Genomic DNA, 16,254 nt, shown 5'->3' with positions numbered 1-16,254 from the left:
TACATCATAATGCGTAAATGTAAACGGAATTTAAACAACTGCAACCAGGCCAAGCGATCATCCACCACACAAAAGCCCCTTCTTCGTCGCGGAAAACAAAGAACCATCAATTCGAATATTTGCTCCTGTCTCCTCCGCTACCTCGCGTATGGCAGCATCAATCAAGGACTCGCCAAGCTCAACTTGTCCACCAGGCAATTCCCAAGTGTCCGAACGGTACGCTGTCTTAACCAGAAGAACATCATTTTTATCATTTGTTACATATGCACTTGCAGCTACTATGTGCTTTGGAGGATTATACAAATCTGTTGTAGAGGTTACATTAATCATACAATCATTTAAGCAATTTATAGTTATGACCTGCATGATGACATTCAACATAGAAGATCCACAATTTTCATTTTCGAAGTAATTCCTCTATTAGTAACAGTCGTATTTCTATTAAACGTAAAAGATAGGGAGCGTGTTCGCATGTTAAAAGATTTGAATACACCTGTAGCAGCATCCCGCAAAAAGAAATGGCCACGCATAGTTCTTATCATAGTTGCTGTTATGGTGATGCTTGTTGGTACAGGCATGCTGTATCAATTTTTAGCTGTTAAGCAGGATCAAGCACACTACCCTCCAACCGGCCAGCTTCTATCTATTAACGGTCACCAAATGCATATGTATAGTATTGGCGAAGGTGCACCTGCTATCGTACTAGGTGCTGGACTTGGCACGCCTAGTCCATATGTAGATTTCTATCCGCTATACACTGAACTTGCTAAACATACTCGCGTAATCGTTTATGAGAAAGCGGGATACGGATGGAGTGAGCCAACAGATAGAACACCTGATATTGATACGGTGACAGATGAGTTACACGAAATGTTAAAGCAAGCTGGAGTATCCCCCCCTTACATCATGGTCGGACACTCGCTTGCTTCTTTAGAGGCGATTCACTACGCACAAAAGTACAAAAGTGAAACCGCAGGGGTAGTCCTGTTGGATGGAGGAAACCCTGACTTTTACAAAAACAATAAGTTAACTTGGCAGCAAACTCTTTCTATGTTTGCGATTCGACTCGCCACAAACATCGGGCTCGTCCGAACATTATCTATCAACCACGATATAGCCAACTTTATTACAACGATAGAAGAAGGTTACGGTGAACAGCTTCCGTCACAATTAAAACAGTTAAGTCTAGCGATGACTTTAAAAAATGTATACAATCCTATGATTATGGAAGAATTGGACCATTCCATCGACAATGCCAGCAAAGTATCCGCAGCCGGCCACATCGGAAATATACCGCTACTCATTTTCACCGCTGGTCGCGCAACGCTCCCCGAATGGGTAACGTCACAACAAAATTTGACCAATTGGTCTACTCAAAGTACACAATTCGTCCTACAGAATGCAGGACACTACGTGCATCATCATAACCCAGACACCATTAATGAACAGCTTATAAAGCTGGTACAACAACTCAAAAGACATGCTAATCCTTCATAAGACACAAAAAAGAAGAAGGAGGGGCATTTCCTCCTTCTTCTTTTATCTATGGATTAATCGTGCAGGCTACTCATGTAGTGACTTGACTGGGACATAGATGTCATAATCAAATTGTTCAATGACGTCTGCTGGTATGTGAAAAGGATTCACGGGCTGCAATCGATTGGCCTCTACGCTGTAACTGCCATGCCCGCTTAATCGTTCGTATTCGTGTTCACGGATCCATCTATCGATTGAAGCATAGATTGACATCATATGATTACGATCACCAGTGCAGCGCACTTTCATATACATCCCTGCGGGAATAATTTTCGTATCAAGTCGTTCCGGAATATGCTCAAAGCTGTGCGTCTCTACACCGACCCACAGTTCTTTGACTCCACTGGCCCATTGCCACTCCGGCACGATCACATACCCCATGCTTCTATTTACCCAATTCACCTCGTGTATCTCTAGTTGCTGCTGAATCTCAGACCACGCTCTTCTAACATCAACGCCGCTCTGTTCGGCATGTAACACAATTAACTTTAGTTCTTGTCTTTCCACAATTATCGGTTCCATTTACGTGGCCCCCCCATTCCGTTCATCTCCACTCATTATACTGCTAGTCTTACATAATAGCACTTCCTATTCGTTTGTCGTGTGCGAGCGAGTGATGTACGAATGTGATGAATCGAAGATGGCTGTGTGTGGTTTCGTACAAATATCCCTCGTTTAAACGCTAAATTCTCGGGCGCTCAAAAAAGCAGCTTTGCCCTCAATCATAGCCCTAAATGTTGTTTTTAATGAAATTCCAATCAAATCCGGCGGCGATTTCTTCGATTTGAGGTCAGAGACGCTCTGGCGGCATCATACAGTGGTATACATGTACGTGGAAAAATAACCTGTCTGTAACATCACATGCCTGCCCCCTATATTAGAGAGCCCGCGCAACAATATCGAGCATGTACGCAATGATACGCTTGCAAGATCATGCCACTTCATTTGACTCATTTACACCTGCTCATGTACCCGTAATTGGGCCATTAACGCCTCGATCTGGCTCATATGGTGTTGATCGTGCCGAATAAAATCATGTAAATATTGTAACACATTAAATTGGTTTCCATCTCTCATCGGATAATCTTGCTCACACTGCTGTATCGACATCGAATCGATGCAATCCACAATAGCGGTTCGATACACAACTGATTCGGATACGATCCGAGAGATCGTATTGGCATGCCCATACAGCTTGGCATGCTCGTTAAAAGAGTCAAAATCAACGTGCTGAAATGATAAAGGATCATGGTCTGCCAGTTTTCGAATTGCCTCTTCATAAAAAAATTGATCCCACAACATGATATGGCTGACGACTTCTTTGACGGTCCATTTGTTCGCCGCAATCGGCTGACTCCATATTTCTTCTACTTCAAGAAGCTGCTGCAAAAATGGAAGCCATATTTTAAATTGCGATAGAAGCTGCTGTTTGTTGGACATGTTGTTTTCCCCTTATCTGCAATATATCATTATCAACTCATATACTCATAATTCGATGTAATAATGGTTTTCTCCTGTTCAAACGACCTGTTTATTTAGCTGTTAGTCTGTTTTACGTTGAAATGATGTCATATATTTAATACAATAATAGCATTGATAATGATTATCATCAAAGAGAGGAGCTACAACCATTGACACAGCTAAGTATACATACTCCTCCATTACGCTCCTTGTCCTTCCAATTGTCCGATACGATACGAATCGAACAATTAACGAATAGCCCTCTAAATGTAACCGATTGTACGATGCACACCTTACTCTTATTTGAGCGTGGCAACGGCAGCCTCCATATCAATCAGACCGCTTTTGAATACACGGCTGGAAAGAGTTATCTTGTACCTCCACAAACTTCACTTCGCGCGGATCACGACGGTCAAAGTGACGTTTGTGTTTATCGGATTACGTTTACCATTATTCAGACCCTTTCAGACGGCCAGCACTCCAGTTACTTACAGCAGCTGTTTGCCGACCGTTTTGAAATATCAACTTATCCGTGGTCGAGGCTGCTCAAAATGGTGGAGGAATTATACGCGGGTAGATCAGGCAAGACAGAAATGGAATGGTTTACGCAACAAGTTCGTTTCTTACAGCTAATGGGCTTTATACTGGAGCACAACCTGCGCTCCCACCTTTCTCAAGGTACGAGTCAATCGGTGCAGAACACCATTCAGTATATGCAACACAATTATATGAATCCGATTACCGTCAAGCAGCTCGCTCAACTTGCTAATGTGTCACAATGGCGCTACACACCGATATTTCAGGAATTAACAGGAAAGAGGCCGCTTGACTACTTGACAGAACTTCGGATCACACGTGCAAAAGAGCTTTTATGCTGCTCCGAACAGCCCTTGCGTGAAATTGCCGAGCGTGTAGGCTTTGCGGACGAATACTATTTTAACCGTCGTTTTCGTCATACGACTGGCATTACACCTAAGCAATATGCACGCCGGATGCAAGGCAAAGTTCGCGTCAAAGATTGGACTGGACATGAGGTAGACATCCCGGCTACACCCCAACGTATTATTTATCACGGGGAGACTTATGGTGATCTGGTTGCGTTAGGCGTAAAAGCGATTGGCGGAGCTTCCTATTTCATCCAAGGAACGATTTATGAGGAATATGTGCATCGCATCGAGGATGTGGGCCACCCTTGCAACCCGCACGCCTCTCGTATGCTGGAACCAGACTTGATCATTATGGCAAATGAAGACGAAAGCTTGTACAACTCCATTTCACAAATTGCGCCAACAGTTACGTTTAATTCGTTTGCTCCACTGGATCAGCGCCTGCATACACTGGGCAGCCTTCTTGGCAAGCAGCGTGAAGCCCAGCAATGGCTTGATGCCTATACAGCAAAGGAAAATGCCATGTGGCGTGAGTTGCGATCCCACATTAAGCCCGGTGAGACAGCTTCAGTCTTTATTTATGATCACGGTGATCGACTTTTTGTGATGGGAACTACAGGGTTGTCCTCTGCCCTCTATCATCCGATCGGATTTAGACCCGTGGATAAAATTCAGCACATATTAGATGCAGGATGTAGCTTTATGGAAATCAATCCTGAACAGGTTGCTGACTATGCTGGAGACCGTATCTTTATGCTGATCAGTGGCAATGAGGTTTCCAGACAAGCAACAAAGCAACTTATGCGCAGCACTGCCTGGAAGCAGCTTCCTGCCGTTCGTGCCGGATACGTCTATCAGGTAAACGCCTTACATTGGAATCTGAGTGATGCCCTGACTAGAGAGCGACTCCTTCAGACACTTCCTTTATTGTTAAGCCGAACCTCCTAAGCATAATTAAAGCTAGTTTTTAATTCGAAGCCGTCGACTGTTCTCGATGGCTTTTTTACTTAGAGTTGCTTGGAATAGCTGTTTTCTGTGGATGAACATGGTCAACAGTCAAATTGTACATGAATAGTTGAGGAGGTGAATATGTATGAACCATTCCCTAATTAAAGGAGGATGATTATGTCCGGAAAGAAAAAACGGTTAGCACGTCTGCTCGTGCACCAGACCGTCTCTTTGTCTATTGGCGCATCACTTGTTATGACACCGCTTACAGCTTTTGCAGCTGCCCCCTCTGCCGCAAGCAAAAGCACCTCAACCTATTCTGCTAAGCAGGTACATAACAATAGTGCCGAGCGCATATCTCAAACTGGCGATCGGTATGTTCAAGCAAGTGCCCTGCAAGTTGGCGAGAGCAGGCTGCTCACGCGCAAAGAAATTCGTAAAGAATGGGACGGCATTGACCCTGATTATGTGCCAGATAAAGCAGTAGAGGCGGTGAAGGCAGCCTTACCGCAACAAGATTATGAGCAATTATTTCCATACCGCTTAGGCTCTCCCGAATGGCACAAGGCAGCAAAAGGCAAAGATTATTATAATGTTAACCAAACAGATTATTTCTCCTACGATAATCTAATCCAAGCCGTAGCAGAAGTTGCAAACATTAAGTACAAGGTCGTTAGCCGTGTAGGTGACCTTAATGCGCAGGAAATCTATCGGCTAGATAAGGATGCTAGAGCTGAGACGCTTGTATCTCGTTCTGCTAATTTTAACTCCGAAATTAACCGCAAGCGTAATGTAGTTGTTCATATTGTGGATTATGGCTCCTTTCTGAAAGAAGGGACCAAAAAAGATCGCAAGCGTGAACTCGCGGCTTTACTTGCCAATCTCTCACATGAAACAGGCGGCGGTTGGGATACTGCGCCAGGCGGGCCTCTGCGTTGGGGACTGTTCTGGAATGAAAATATTGCAGGTAGAACCGGTAAAAACAATTCCAGCTTTGTAGACCCAAATAGCAGTGAACTGTACCCTGGCTACAAGGACAAAAGATACTATGGTCGAGGGCCCATCATGTTAAGCTGGAACTTTAATTATGGGTTGTTCAGCTCCGTTATTTACGGAGACAAAGAGGTTTTGCTCAAAAATCCAGAAATCGTTGCCGCAGATGGCAAAGTCGGATTTATGACGGCTATTCTGTTCTGGATGACACCACAGGCGCCAAAACCGTCCGCACATGACGTTATGGTCGGAAAATGGAAGCCTACCAAGGAATTGACTGCAAAAGGGCTGAATTCGCCAGGATTCGGTATTACAATTATGGTTCTGAACGGACTCGAGGCCAATCTAGGCGAAACAGAGGGCAGCCCGGTGAAGCGTCGCGCAGGACATTACCGTGATATTACTACCAAGATGGGGATCGATGTTTCTAATGAGAAGCTTGATACACTAGGCATGCAGCCTTTTTAAAGTCTTTTTAAAGTTAAATGTAAGCGATAAAACTGCGAAATAAAAAAGAGAGCGAGCAATCCCGTTTATGGACTGCTCGCCTCTTTGTGCTCCATGTAGCTAAAGGAATCTATGACCATGTCGTCCGCATACGGACATTGAGCGACTTGAGCCGATGCTGCTGCTTGTTCAACATCATGTACCATTTCATTGAACAATGCAAAAAGTTGCTGAAATTGTTGCACAGCACCGCTGTCAACATGCTGCTGCATCCACTTTAATCGACCCGCGCGAAGAGAATGCGCAATTTTAAGGCCCGTGCTTGTAGGTACGATCTCCGCCTTCTTTCCAGGCCCCCATTGCGCCAAACCACTAATGATAAGGCTATCGATTGCCTCTTCAACTACCTCAGACGTTAAAGTCAGCCGATTGGCCAACTCGGCCACTGTACAATCGGGTTGATCGCTTATCATTTCCAAAATGATATACTTAGTGCCGAACATTTTACTGTTTAAATAGCGGTGCCACTTGCGAATAATTTGACGGACCGTGTATATGGATTGTGCATCCATCCCATCCCCTCCCGTCTTTAAGCTTTCACAGCAGACAAAGCAGCCAATTCATATGGCATGCACAGTGGAACTCCAGACCTTGGGTCGGACATAATATCAGCCTCGATCGCAAATACTTCCCGCAGCACCTTCTTATTCATAACTTCAACGGGAGTACCTTCACAAATAACGGTTCCCGCTTTGATGGCTACCATATGCTGTGCATATCTGGAGGCATGATTTAAATCATGCACGACCATAACGATCGTTCGTTTCTCTTCCTGATTCAGCTTATGGAGCAATTGCAGCACTTCCAGTTGATGTGCCATATCCAAAAACGTTGTCGGTTCATCCAAAAATAAAATGTCTGTCTGCTGCGCAAGCGCCATCGCAATCCAGGCTCGCTGCCGTTGCCCCCCAGACAACCTGTCAACTGGGCGATCATGAAACGACGTCATACCTGTCACTTCAAGCGACCATTGGATGACCTTTTTATCCTCACTCGTTAAGGAGCCAAATCCTTTCTGGTGCGGAAATCTTCCATAAGAGACAAGTTCAGACACCGTTAATCCGTCGGGTGCAGTTGGGTTTTGCGGCAAAATAGCCAGTTGCTTCGCGACTTCCTTGGTTGACTTTGATTGAATGGACTGTCCATCAAGCAGAACTGCCCCTGCATTAGGACGCATCAGTCGCGCCATCGCCTTTAAAATTGTCGATTTACCCGAACCATTGGCGCCAACTAGCGCAGTAATTTTTCCATCAGGAATCGTCAGATTCAAATTGTTAACGATTTGCGTATCCCCGTATCCAATTTGGAGCTGCTCCGTATGAAGACGTTCTTTTAGTGTTTGCATCCTTTGATGCCTCCTTCTTCATATTAGGTGGTGCTTATATGGCGTGTATTGTAATAGGCAAGCTACCGGCTCCGCATACACATGCTGTCCATACAAAATATACGTCCCTTAAACTAACAAGCACCTTTGTTTATGAACGACAGCTCTGTAAGTATAGCTGGGACTATACAAGTTAAGTGCCAAATTGTGCCTCGTGTAATCTGCTGTATGTGCCGCCTACTTTAAGAAGCTGCGCATGGCTGCCCTGCTCTGCTATCCCTTGATCGGCAACTACGACGATACGATCAGCATTCTTAATGGTAGCTAGACGGTGAGCAATTACAAGCGTTGTTCTACCTTCTGATAATTGAGTAAGCGCCAGCTGAATTGCAGCTTCCGTCTCTGTGTCAAGCGCCGATGTTGCCTCATCGAGAATGAGAATCGGTGGATTTTTCAGGAACATACGTGCAATGGACAAGCGCTGCTTTTGCCCTCCTGATAGCTTCACGCCACGCTCTCCTATGACAGTATCCAGCCCTTCTGGCTGGGACAGGATTAATTCCTCTAATTGTGCACGGCGCGCCGCTTCCCAAATTTCATGCTCAGATGCGCCTAACTTGCCATAGGCAATATTTTCACGAATCGTCCCATCAAATAAGAAGACGTCCTGCTGCACGATACCAATATGACTGCGCAACGACTCTAATGTCATGTCGCGAATATCGATATCATCAATCGTAATTGTACCTTCATCGATTTCATAGAAGCGAGGCAGCAAGCTGCAAATCGTCGTCTTGCCTGCGCCTGAAGGGCCGACCAACGCAACGGTCTCACCTGCTTTGATCGTGAGATCCACTTGCCGCAGCACCTTATCTTTGTTCTCGTATCCGAAAGTAACACCTTTATACGCAATGTCTCCCTTTAAATGGGTAACAGGCTTGGCATGTTCAGCATCTGCGATATCAGGTGCCAGTTCCAGCAGTTCCAAATACCGCTTGAAACCCTCAATCCCTTTAGGATAAGTCTCAATAACGGAATTGATCTGTTTAATCGGTTGCAGAAACACAGTAGAAAGCATCACAAAAGCAATAAATTCACCGTATGTCATTTTCCCAGCGATCACAAACCAAGTACCACATACAAGTACAAATAACGATACAAATTTCATTAAAATATAACTTAACGAAGAGTTCCAAGCCATAATTTTGTACGTGATCAACTTGGTTAGACGGAATTGTTCATTACGCTCTGCGAAGCGAGCAATCTCATGCTTCTCGTTTGCAAATGCTTGCACGACGCGAATGCCGCTGACATTGTTCTCAACGCGGGCATTATAATCCGCTATATCTTTGAACAATCGGTCAAAAGCTCGTGACATCTTCTGACTAAAGTATAAAGATAAATAAATCATAAGTGGAATAATAACAAAGGTAAGCACCGCCAACTGCCAATTGATACCGAGCATAATGCCGAATGCACCTGCCAACGTCATAATCGCAATAAACAAGTCCTCTGGACCGTGATGTGCAATCTCCCCGATATCCATCAGGTCATTGGTCATACGAGATACAAGATGTCCAGTTTTGCTATTGTCAAAAAACCGAAATGGAAGCTTTTGGACGTGATCAAACAATTTTTTTCGCATATCGGTTTCAATATTGATCCCCAGCTTATGTCCCCAATAAGTCACCACAAAATGCAGACATGAGCTAATAACATAAATACCTAGTAATCCCGCACATCCCCAAAGAATCCAATCCCAATGTCCACTCGGCAGCAGCTTATCTACTACTTGGTTTACAGCTAACGGAAATGCAAGCTCTAATGCCGCAGCGATAATGGCACAAGAAAAATCTAATATAAACAGCCATTTGTATGGTCTGTAATAAGCGAAAAATCGTCGCAGCAATTATATTCCCTCTCTCTCATCTTCAAGTTTTTTGACACTGTTATGTACCTATGCTTTGGACTTTGCAAGCAAGTATAAGAAGTACGGCGCTCCTACTACAGCTACTACGATTCCCGTTGGCACCTCGGAGGGCTGAATAATCCAGCGGCCAATCGTATCCGACACGAGGACTAGTAGTGCTCCAGCTAATGCAGAGGCAGGCAGCAGCAACTGATGCTTGGGCCCTACTAACCTCCTTGCTAAATGCGGGCCTATCAAGCCGACAAAGCCAATTCCACCGCTTACTGCTACACACGCACCCGCAAGTCCGACTGCTGCTGCAATCAAGACGAAGCGTTCCTTCTCCACAGGAGCACCAAGTCCAGTTGCCGTCTGATCTCCCAGATTTAAAATGTTCATTACTCGTGCCTTATAGAACACATAGGGAAGCAGAATAACAATCCAAGGCAGCAGCGCAAGCACAAACTTCCAATTGGAGCCCCAAATACTTCCGGCTAGCCAAGTGGCTACGAATTGGTATTTTTCTGGACTGAGCTTTAAAGTTAATACAACCATCGCTGCGCTTATTCCCGCTGCAACCGCGATCCCTGTTAGCAGCAACCGCGTCGGGGACAAACCTTCATGAGGCTTGAAAGCAAGCGCATAAATTAAAGTTGCCGTTAATCCTGCCCCAATCCATGCCAATACAGGAAGCAAATACACAGGTGCAGCAGCCGTCGTCGGATAAAAGGAGATAAACAGCATTACCATTAATCCTGCTCCCGCATTAATGCCAAGAATACCAGGGTCCGCTAATGCATTACGTGAAATCCCTTGCATAATACATCCCGACACTGCCAAACCGGCCCCAATCAAGACAGCTATAACGATCCGCGGCAGGCGGAAATCAAACAAGATGAGATTCTGTTTCGCTGTACCCGAGCCAAACAACGTCCGTATTAACTCCATTGGTGATAGCCGAATATGTCCTGTATTAACGCTGATCATTAATGCAATAACAATGAATACGCCTAAAATGACTAGCACAGCTATGCCACGTTTCTTTCGCTGTCGCTCGCTTAACGCAATTCTTGAGCTTTCCATATTTATAGCTCCCTTCTTTCTTTACGGGCTAGATATAAGAAGAAAGGAACACCGATAAGGGCAATAAGCGCGCCAATTGGCGTCTCATACGGTGGATTAACTATTCTAGCCGCCAAATCTGCAAAAACGACCAGCAAGCTGCCAAGCACAGCAGAACACGGTATAATCCAGCGGTAATCAACACCTACCAGATAACGGGTCAAGTGAGGAACAATCAATCCTACGAAGCTAACCGCACCCGCGACCGAAACGGCAGCCCCCGCTAACACAAGAACAATGAAGGTACCAGCAAGTTTAACTAGCACGGTTCGTTGACCCAAACCTTTCGCAATGTCCTCTCCCAAACTTAACATAGTAATGGAACGGGATAGAATCAGTGCACCGATTATTGCCGCTGCAATCCAAGGAAACATAATCTCCAAGTGCTCCCACTTTGTACCCGCTACTCCACCTGCACTCCAAAAGGCCAAATCCTGACCCGTTCGGTAGTATAATGAAATCCCTTCCCCTAATGCAGATAGCAGTGCGCTTAAAGCTGCACCTGCTAACACTAGACGTACCGGTGTTAAACCACCTTTCGCCAGTGATCCAATACCATATATTAGCCCTGCACCTACAGCCGCACCTACAAAGGAATACATAATAAGATACATGTAGGGTAAACCAGGGAAAAAGGCAAAGCATAACGCTAACACAAAGCCGGAGCCTGAATTAATGCCTAGGAGACCTGAATCTGCCAGCGGATTACGTGTCATCCCTTGCATGATCGCCCCTGCCACTGCAAAGCAAGCACCTACTATAGCTGCTGCTAATACACGAGGAAGGCGGAGCTCCTGTATAATTTGATGCTGTGTCACATCTTCATTAAAGTTAAAGATTGCATGCCATACAGTAGGCAGCTTAATATCTGCCGCGCCTAAAGATACTGAAATACCGATCCCAAAAATTAAGGCTATGACACCTCCAATAAGGATCAACGTTGCAGTCAATGGCCGAGATTGGAACTTAACTGCTGGTTCTGCTACTACTTCAACTGCTGAACGAATAGTTTCACTCATGCTTGCCACCCTTGTTCTCGAGATGATGTTCCTAAAAAGTTAATTTGTTGATATTGATTCTCAATCGCACAAAACATATTGTATGCCAATGCCTAGTCGCACCGCAATGGACAAACTGAACTGTTTTTTTGTACAAAATAGACAAGCAATACATAAATAGAAGCTTTTCAGTTCAAAGACTGAAAAGCTTTATTTTAATTATCGGGCCGTACATTGCCTCGTACCTACCCAAGCTTATCATCTACATACCTAATAGCAGTCGCGCGAACTGCTCTCTTTTGACTGGACTGCTACCACCATCTCCCTATCGTCAATGTACACCCAGCAAGCTTTACCTGCGTAATAAATAATGATAATCATTATCACTAATTTGATTATACTTCAATTTTTCTTTCTCGTGAAGGAAATAATTACATTACGTGTTACCGCGCCGCCTGTCATCCTCCAACTACTAAGGGAAACTCCGCACGATCCTCTATCGCCAATAAATATCCCGATCAAAGCTAACTCAATTCATCCCATGCTACGTAACAAGAGGTCCTTTAAATGACTACAATAACAATCTACTAGAGCTCTAATGTCCCATCGCTTGAATAATATCTTCAATACCATTGATTTTGGCTAGCGCCATCGGCCCTGGGAGGGAGGGATCTTCCAGATAATAAACCTGATCCTTCTTAACAGCCTCCATGCTCCGCCAAACTTCATTATCTTTTAGCGTCTTGCTGACTCCTCCCTCAACCGGATTTTGCCAATTATTAATCACAAAAATATGATCCGGATTCAGAGCTGCCAGACCTTCTAAGGTTAAAGGCCCCCCTTTCTCCGTGTTTGGTACCGGTTTAAGTCCTAAACCTTTGTAGAATGGTTCAAATCGCTCCCATTCCCACGTGACAAATTGATCCTTGCCGCTGTACATTGCAAACAGTACCGTTTCATGCTCATGTGCGGCCAGCTTTTGTTTGTACGCTGCAGATTTCATGTCAAAGGCAGTCAGAACGCTTTCCGCCTTCTCTTCCTTGCCGATCATATCCGCAATCTGGATTAACGTCTCCCGCCAGTTCCCTGCCTGAGGCAAAATGACGGTAGGGGCAATCTGCTTAAGCTGCTCGTACTTATCGGCCATGTCATTCGCTGCAATAATGAGATCTGGATTTGCGGCGAGCAGCTTCTCCATGCTCACCTCCATACCGAGATCCGTAATCTCCTTCCCTTGCAGCAGTTTGCTTAGATTCGGGAAATTATGATGAATCGTATCTATCCCTTGCCCCGCAACCGGATAAACGTTAAGTACGGCCAAATAATCCACAAAAGCGATATATGGCGTCGCAATCTTCATTGGCTTCTTTGCAATGACGGTTTCACCGCTCAAATGTGTAATCGTTTTCGGGAAAGAGGCATCCGCTTGTTGTTCGGCTTCTTGGTTACCATAACTAGACGTCGCTGCCTGACCCTCACTAGAATTTTCACTCGAAGGTGTGCAGCCTGCGGCAAATAATACGGTTATCGCAACCATCATCCACACTATTGTCTTTTTTCTCACCATATGTCACATTTATCTCCCTTTTCTCGGCAGCACTTATGGCGGCCATGTAATAACGATTCTCATTATCGTCATTTGCATGTTACAATGTGCAGCAGCCACGAATCTACCAGTAGACGGAATACGACACTGGTTAACGGGATAACAACCAGCAGCATGCAACACAAAACAAGCCACCCTCTGTTCAACTGGCTGGCTTCTACATATTGCAGCATTAGATGCTGCACACGTACGTTATATTCGTCTAACGAGAGCCCCAGGGTTAATGCCATACTTGTCGCGGAACGACTCCGCAAAATAGCTCGGGTTCGAATATCCGACAGCACAGCAGGCCTCTGTCACATTCACGTTCCCTTCCTGAAGTAATAAAAAAGCTTTCTCAAGTCGTTTGTCCCGCAAATAACCAAAAACAGTGTTGCCATACATCTCCTTAAAGCCAATCTTTAACTTATAATCATTCATTCCAATCATGCGGGACAGTTCTAACAGTGTCGGTGGATTTATCATTTGCTCCAGCATAATGTCTCTAGCTTGCTTCAACATGCTCATATCACTTCTTGTCAACTTGCTTGATTCCGTCTGTCCTTCTAGCAGAAAGGAATGAAACGCGGATGACAGTAATTCCAACACACCACACTCCATTTCAATATTACGAGTACTCGGCAGTTGGGATGCCCGTATGATACGGTTCAGAAGGATTGAATCCGCAGGCTGAATCATTTGATTAAACATCCGATAAGGCCGTCCACCCATAATATCCTGAAAAGCAATAGCTCTAGCACCATTTCCCTGCTCGATGAAGTGATGGAACGTCGCAACAGGAATCGCCATACTTACCATAAAAAAGGGCTGGTCGCCGTCAAACTCAAATTGAACCTGAGCGTCATCAATAAATTGCAGCATACACGTACCAGGCACGGTTTCATACTCGCTGTCCCCTACACTCGCAGATCGTTTGCCTTTCACACAATAACTTAATTCCACCATTGGATTGTTGGCGTGTAAGCCGAAACGACGTTGTTCGTGAAATTGATACTCCGAAATGATCACTTCCATATCCATACGTGGTACATATCGCTGAATGCTGCCATGACCTAATTGGGCATGTAACTGCATACGTTCTGTCTTAGTTCGATCTGATCTATCCAACTTTAACGCGTCAAAAAATTGATGAAAATTGTGATGAAAATCAGGCTGATAACTTCTTTCATTCATGCGCTTCGCTCCGATATCGTATTGTTCACGTGTAGTTGATAACTATTATCAAGCATTATAACGGATTGAGCAGCAGATGCCTATCTCAAGAAATGGAACTCCCCCCCTTACACCTGTAAGGACAGAAGTCACATTGATACATTCTGCGCACGACAAAACGGATTAGGCCTTCCACGACCTAATCCGCTTTGTTCGTCCTATGGTTAGTTATAACACTATGACGATGAACTATAACAGTGTTTCCCCAATGTATCCCCCTTCACGAGCACCAGGGAAGCAGGCAAACGTAGCACTGCCTACATGAACGATATACTCGTTTAACTTATCCGTAGCTGCCAGTTTCTTCTGCATAGGAATAAATTGCGTACGCAAATCCTGTTGATAGCAAATAAAAAACAAGCCGGCATCAATCTGCCCTGTTTTCGCATCAAGACCACTAGAATACGAAAATGCACGGCGTAAAATTTGAACTTTGCCATCCATATGCGCCAGTCGTGAATGTGCCGTGGCCGGTATTACAAGCTCTCCGGCAGCATCTCGCTTTTCCAAATCAAGCGGCTCGAATTCATCCTTGCCGCCAAGCGGAGCTCCTGTAGTTCTGTACCTTCCGAAAGTAACCTCCTGATCTTGAAGGGTGGAACGATCCCATACTTCAATGCGCATCCGTATTCTGCGCACGACCATGTAGCTGCCGCCGTCCATCCAGGATGCACCATTACCAGGCTGGACCCATACGACCTCATTCATCTTCTGCTTGTCATTAGTATCTGGGTTGCCCGTTCCATCCTTGAAGCCCATCAGGTTACGCGGCGTGCTGCCAGATGGATCTGCCTGGCTGGAGCGCTGGAATCCGTCTTGTGTCCAGCGTAATACGGCTGTACCGCGAGCGATACGCGTAAGATTACGCAGCGCATGAAACGCAACTTGCAAATCATCCGCGCATACTTGCACGCCTAGATCTCCGCCTGACCATTGCGGCTGAATATCATCTGCGACAAATTTGGGCAAGTCCGGAAATGCAGCCGGACGCTTGCTTGCCAATCCGAAGCGATTGTCAAACAACGCAGGACCCGCTCCAAATGTAATTGTCAGCCGTGACGTGGACAAGCCTACTGCTTCCCCTGTGTCCGAAGGGGGCATATTCAGATTATCGTTCACATCACCAATCATTTGACCAGCGGACATTGCAGCAGCAGCTTTGGTCCATGCTTGAAAAAGCTTGCGAACATCTTCGATGGACGTTGTTGTGAAGTCAAAGGCACCAAAGCAAACAAAATTTTGCGCTGGCGTTGTAATTCCAGACTGGTGTGTCCCATAAAAGGAAATTTTATCTTCTGCCGATGAGGGTAGACTGTTCGTTGCGGAGGACTCTCTACTTGTAGCAGAAAGAAGACCCCCAACACTAGTCCCACCAAGCAACAACCCAATTCCCCCAACACCGGCCATTTTTAACAATTCTCTTCGACTTAGCTTGCCGTGAGTACCAGAAGATCCAGCGTCGATCTTATGCTCTGTGGTGTTCGTTCTATTATGAGCTTTCTTCTTCATGTGTTACACTCCTAGCTATTTCCCCATTTTAAACAGCAGCTCAGCCTGTACGTTAACATAAGGCTTCATATGACAATTTCATCATACGTTAACTTTGCCCCGATAGATAAGGCTTGATCCCGTTAATTGATAATGATTATCGATGACGTATTTATCATAAGACCAACCCTTCATTCCGTCAAGAAGCGGCATTCAAATTTATTTACTTATCGGTAGCGTGTAAAAAGACCTGCCCCAGAAGT

Annotated in this window: 14 protein-coding genes; 3 read left to right on the top strand and 11 right to left on the bottom strand. The window is 45.1% G+C overall.

Annotation, left to right across the window (positions count from 1 at the left end):
- Window positions 1-57: 57 nt before the first annotated feature.
- Window positions 58-330 carry an NUDIX hydrolase gene (locus tag H509_RS25080; RefSeq protein WP_084159201.1) on the bottom strand — a complete coding sequence of 91 codons (273 nt, stop codon included), beginning with the start codon at window positions 328-330 and terminating at the stop codon, window positions 58-60.
- Window positions 331-471: 141 nt separating this feature from the next.
- Between H509_RS25080 and H509_RS0112115 the strand changes: the two genes are divergently transcribed.
- The gene (locus tag H509_RS0112115) at window positions 472-1,497 is read left to right on the top strand and encodes an alpha/beta hydrolase (protein WP_051286996.1); all 1,026 of its coding nucleotides are present in this window, start codon (window positions 472-474) and stop codon (window positions 1,495-1,497) included.
- Window positions 1,498-1,563: 66 nt separating this feature from the next.
- Here the strand turns inward: H509_RS0112115 and H509_RS0112110 are convergent, their stop codons facing one another.
- Together H509_RS0112110 and H509_RS0112105 are read right to left on the bottom strand one after the other, a co-directional pair.
- Complete coding sequence (locus H509_RS0112110) at window positions 1,564-2,058, bottom strand: GyrI-like domain-containing protein (protein ID WP_028545321.1); 495 nt, start codon at window positions 2,056-2,058, stop codon at window positions 1,564-1,566.
- 432 nt (window positions 2,059-2,490) lie between these two features.
- Entirely contained in the window at window positions 2,491-2,976 is a 486-nt protein-coding gene (locus tag H509_RS0112105; protein ID WP_028545320.1) for a DinB family protein, read from the bottom strand.
- A 191-nt stretch (window positions 2,977-3,167) separates the two neighbouring features.
- Between H509_RS0112105 and H509_RS0112100 the strand changes: the two genes are divergently transcribed.
- On the top strand, window positions 3,168-4,832 hold the full coding sequence (locus H509_RS0112100; RefSeq protein ID WP_084159162.1) for an AraC family transcriptional regulator: 1,665 nt from the start codon (window positions 3,168-3,170) through the stop codon (window positions 4,830-4,832).
- A gap of 177 nt (window positions 4,833-5,009) precedes the next feature.
- Window positions 5,010-6,293 (top strand): chitinase, encoded by a 1,284-nt coding sequence (locus H509_RS0112095; protein ID WP_028545318.1) that lies wholly within the window; start codon window positions 5,010-5,012, stop codon window positions 6,291-6,293.
- A 65-nt stretch (window positions 6,294-6,358) separates the two neighbouring features.
- Here H509_RS0112095 and H509_RS0112090 read toward each other — a convergent pair whose 3' ends face one another.
- From H509_RS0112090 to efeB, 8 genes are all read right to left on the bottom strand, one after another.
- A complete protein-coding gene (locus H509_RS0112090) occupies window positions 6,359-6,844 on the bottom strand; it encodes a hypothetical protein (protein ID WP_028545317.1) in 486 nt (161 codons plus the stop codon).
- A gap of 17 nt (window positions 6,845-6,861) precedes the next feature.
- Window positions 6,862-7,677, bottom strand: coding sequence for an ABC transporter ATP-binding protein (locus tag H509_RS0112085; RefSeq protein WP_028545316.1), 816 nt, complete (start codon window positions 7,675-7,677; stop codon window positions 6,862-6,864).
- Window positions 7,678-7,849: 172 nt separating this feature from the next.
- Window positions 7,850-9,565: an ABC transporter ATP-binding protein gene (locus tag H509_RS0112075; RefSeq protein ID WP_028545315.1), complete on the bottom strand. Its 1,716-nt coding sequence runs from the start codon at window positions 9,563-9,565 to the stop codon at window positions 7,850-7,852.
- Between the two features lie 48 nt (window positions 9,566-9,613).
- The gene (locus H509_RS0112070; RefSeq protein WP_028545314.1) at window positions 9,614-10,648 is read right to left on the bottom strand and encodes a FecCD family ABC transporter permease; all 1,035 of its coding nucleotides are present in this window, start codon (window positions 10,646-10,648) and stop codon (window positions 9,614-9,616) included.
- Between the two features lie 2 nt (window positions 10,649-10,650).
- On the bottom strand, window positions 10,651-11,706 hold the full coding sequence (locus H509_RS0112065; RefSeq protein WP_028545313.1) for a FecCD family ABC transporter permease: 1,056 nt from the start codon (window positions 11,704-11,706) through the stop codon (window positions 10,651-10,653).
- 574 nt (window positions 11,707-12,280) lie between these two features.
- Window positions 12,281-13,252 (bottom strand): ABC transporter substrate-binding protein, encoded by a 972-nt coding sequence (locus H509_RS0112060; protein ID WP_028545312.1) that lies wholly within the window; start codon window positions 13,250-13,252, stop codon window positions 12,281-12,283.
- A 231-nt stretch (window positions 13,253-13,483) separates the two neighbouring features.
- Window positions 13,484-14,464: a helix-turn-helix transcriptional regulator gene (locus H509_RS0112055; RefSeq protein WP_028545311.1), complete on the bottom strand. Its 981-nt coding sequence runs from the start codon at window positions 14,462-14,464 to the stop codon at window positions 13,484-13,486.
- Window positions 14,465-14,692: 228 nt separating this feature from the next.
- Complete coding sequence (efeB, locus tag H509_RS0112050; RefSeq protein ID WP_084159161.1) at window positions 14,693-16,012, bottom strand: iron uptake transporter deferrochelatase/peroxidase subunit; 1,320 nt, start codon at window positions 16,010-16,012, stop codon at window positions 14,693-14,695.
- Between the last annotated feature and the right edge of the window lie 242 nt (window positions 16,013-16,254).

This window comes from Paenibacillus taiwanensis DSM 18679, assembly GCF_000425125.1.
Classification (GTDB): domain Bacteria; phylum Bacillota; class Bacilli; order Paenibacillales; family Paenibacillaceae; genus Paenibacillus_B; species Paenibacillus_B taiwanensis.
The sequence above is the reverse complement of the archived record's forward strand: the minus strand, read 5'-3'. Positions and strand labels throughout refer to the sequence as shown.

Excerpts from the sequence above, each read along its gene's own strand:
- H509_RS25080 (WP_084159201.1), bottom strand. The coding sequence starts at position 330 with ATGATTAATGTAACCTCTACAACAGATTTGTATAATCCTCCAAAGCAC.
- H509_RS0112115 (WP_051286996.1), top strand. The coding sequence starts at position 472 with ATGTTAAAAGATTTGAATACACCTGTAGCAGCATCCCGCAAAAAGAAA.
- H509_RS0112110 (WP_028545321.1), bottom strand. The coding sequence starts at position 2,058 with ATGGAACCGATAATTGTGGAAAGACAAGAACTAAAGTTAATTGTGTTA.
- H509_RS0112105 (WP_028545320.1), bottom strand. The coding sequence starts at position 2,976 with ATGTCCAACAAACAGCAGCTTCTATCGCAATTTAAAATATGGCTTCCA.
- H509_RS0112095 (WP_028545318.1), top strand. The coding sequence starts at position 5,010 with ATGTCCGGAAAGAAAAAACGGTTAGCACGTCTGCTCGTGCACCAGACC.
- H509_RS0112090 (WP_028545317.1), bottom strand. The coding sequence starts at position 6,844 with ATGGATGCACAATCCATATACACGGTCCGTCAAATTATTCGCAAGTGG.
- H509_RS0112085 (WP_028545316.1), bottom strand. The coding sequence starts at position 7,677 with ATGCAAACACTAAAAGAACGTCTTCATACGGAGCAGCTCCAAATTGGA.
- H509_RS0112070 (WP_028545314.1), bottom strand. The coding sequence starts at position 10,648 with ATGGAAAGCTCAAGAATTGCGTTAAGCGAGCGACAGCGAAAGAAACGT.
- H509_RS0112065 (WP_028545313.1), bottom strand. The coding sequence starts at position 11,706 with ATGAGTGAAACTATTCGTTCAGCAGTTGAAGTAGTAGCAGAACCAGCA.
- H509_RS0112060 (WP_028545312.1), bottom strand. The coding sequence starts at position 13,252 with ATGGTGAGAAAAAAGACAATAGTGTGGATGATGGTTGCGATAACCGTA.
- H509_RS0112055 (WP_028545311.1), bottom strand. The coding sequence starts at position 14,464 with ATGAATGAAAGAAGTTATCAGCCTGATTTTCATCACAATTTTCATCAA.
- efeB (WP_084159161.1), bottom strand. The coding sequence starts at position 16,012 with ATGAAGAAGAAAGCTCATAATAGAACGAACACCACAGAGCATAAGATC.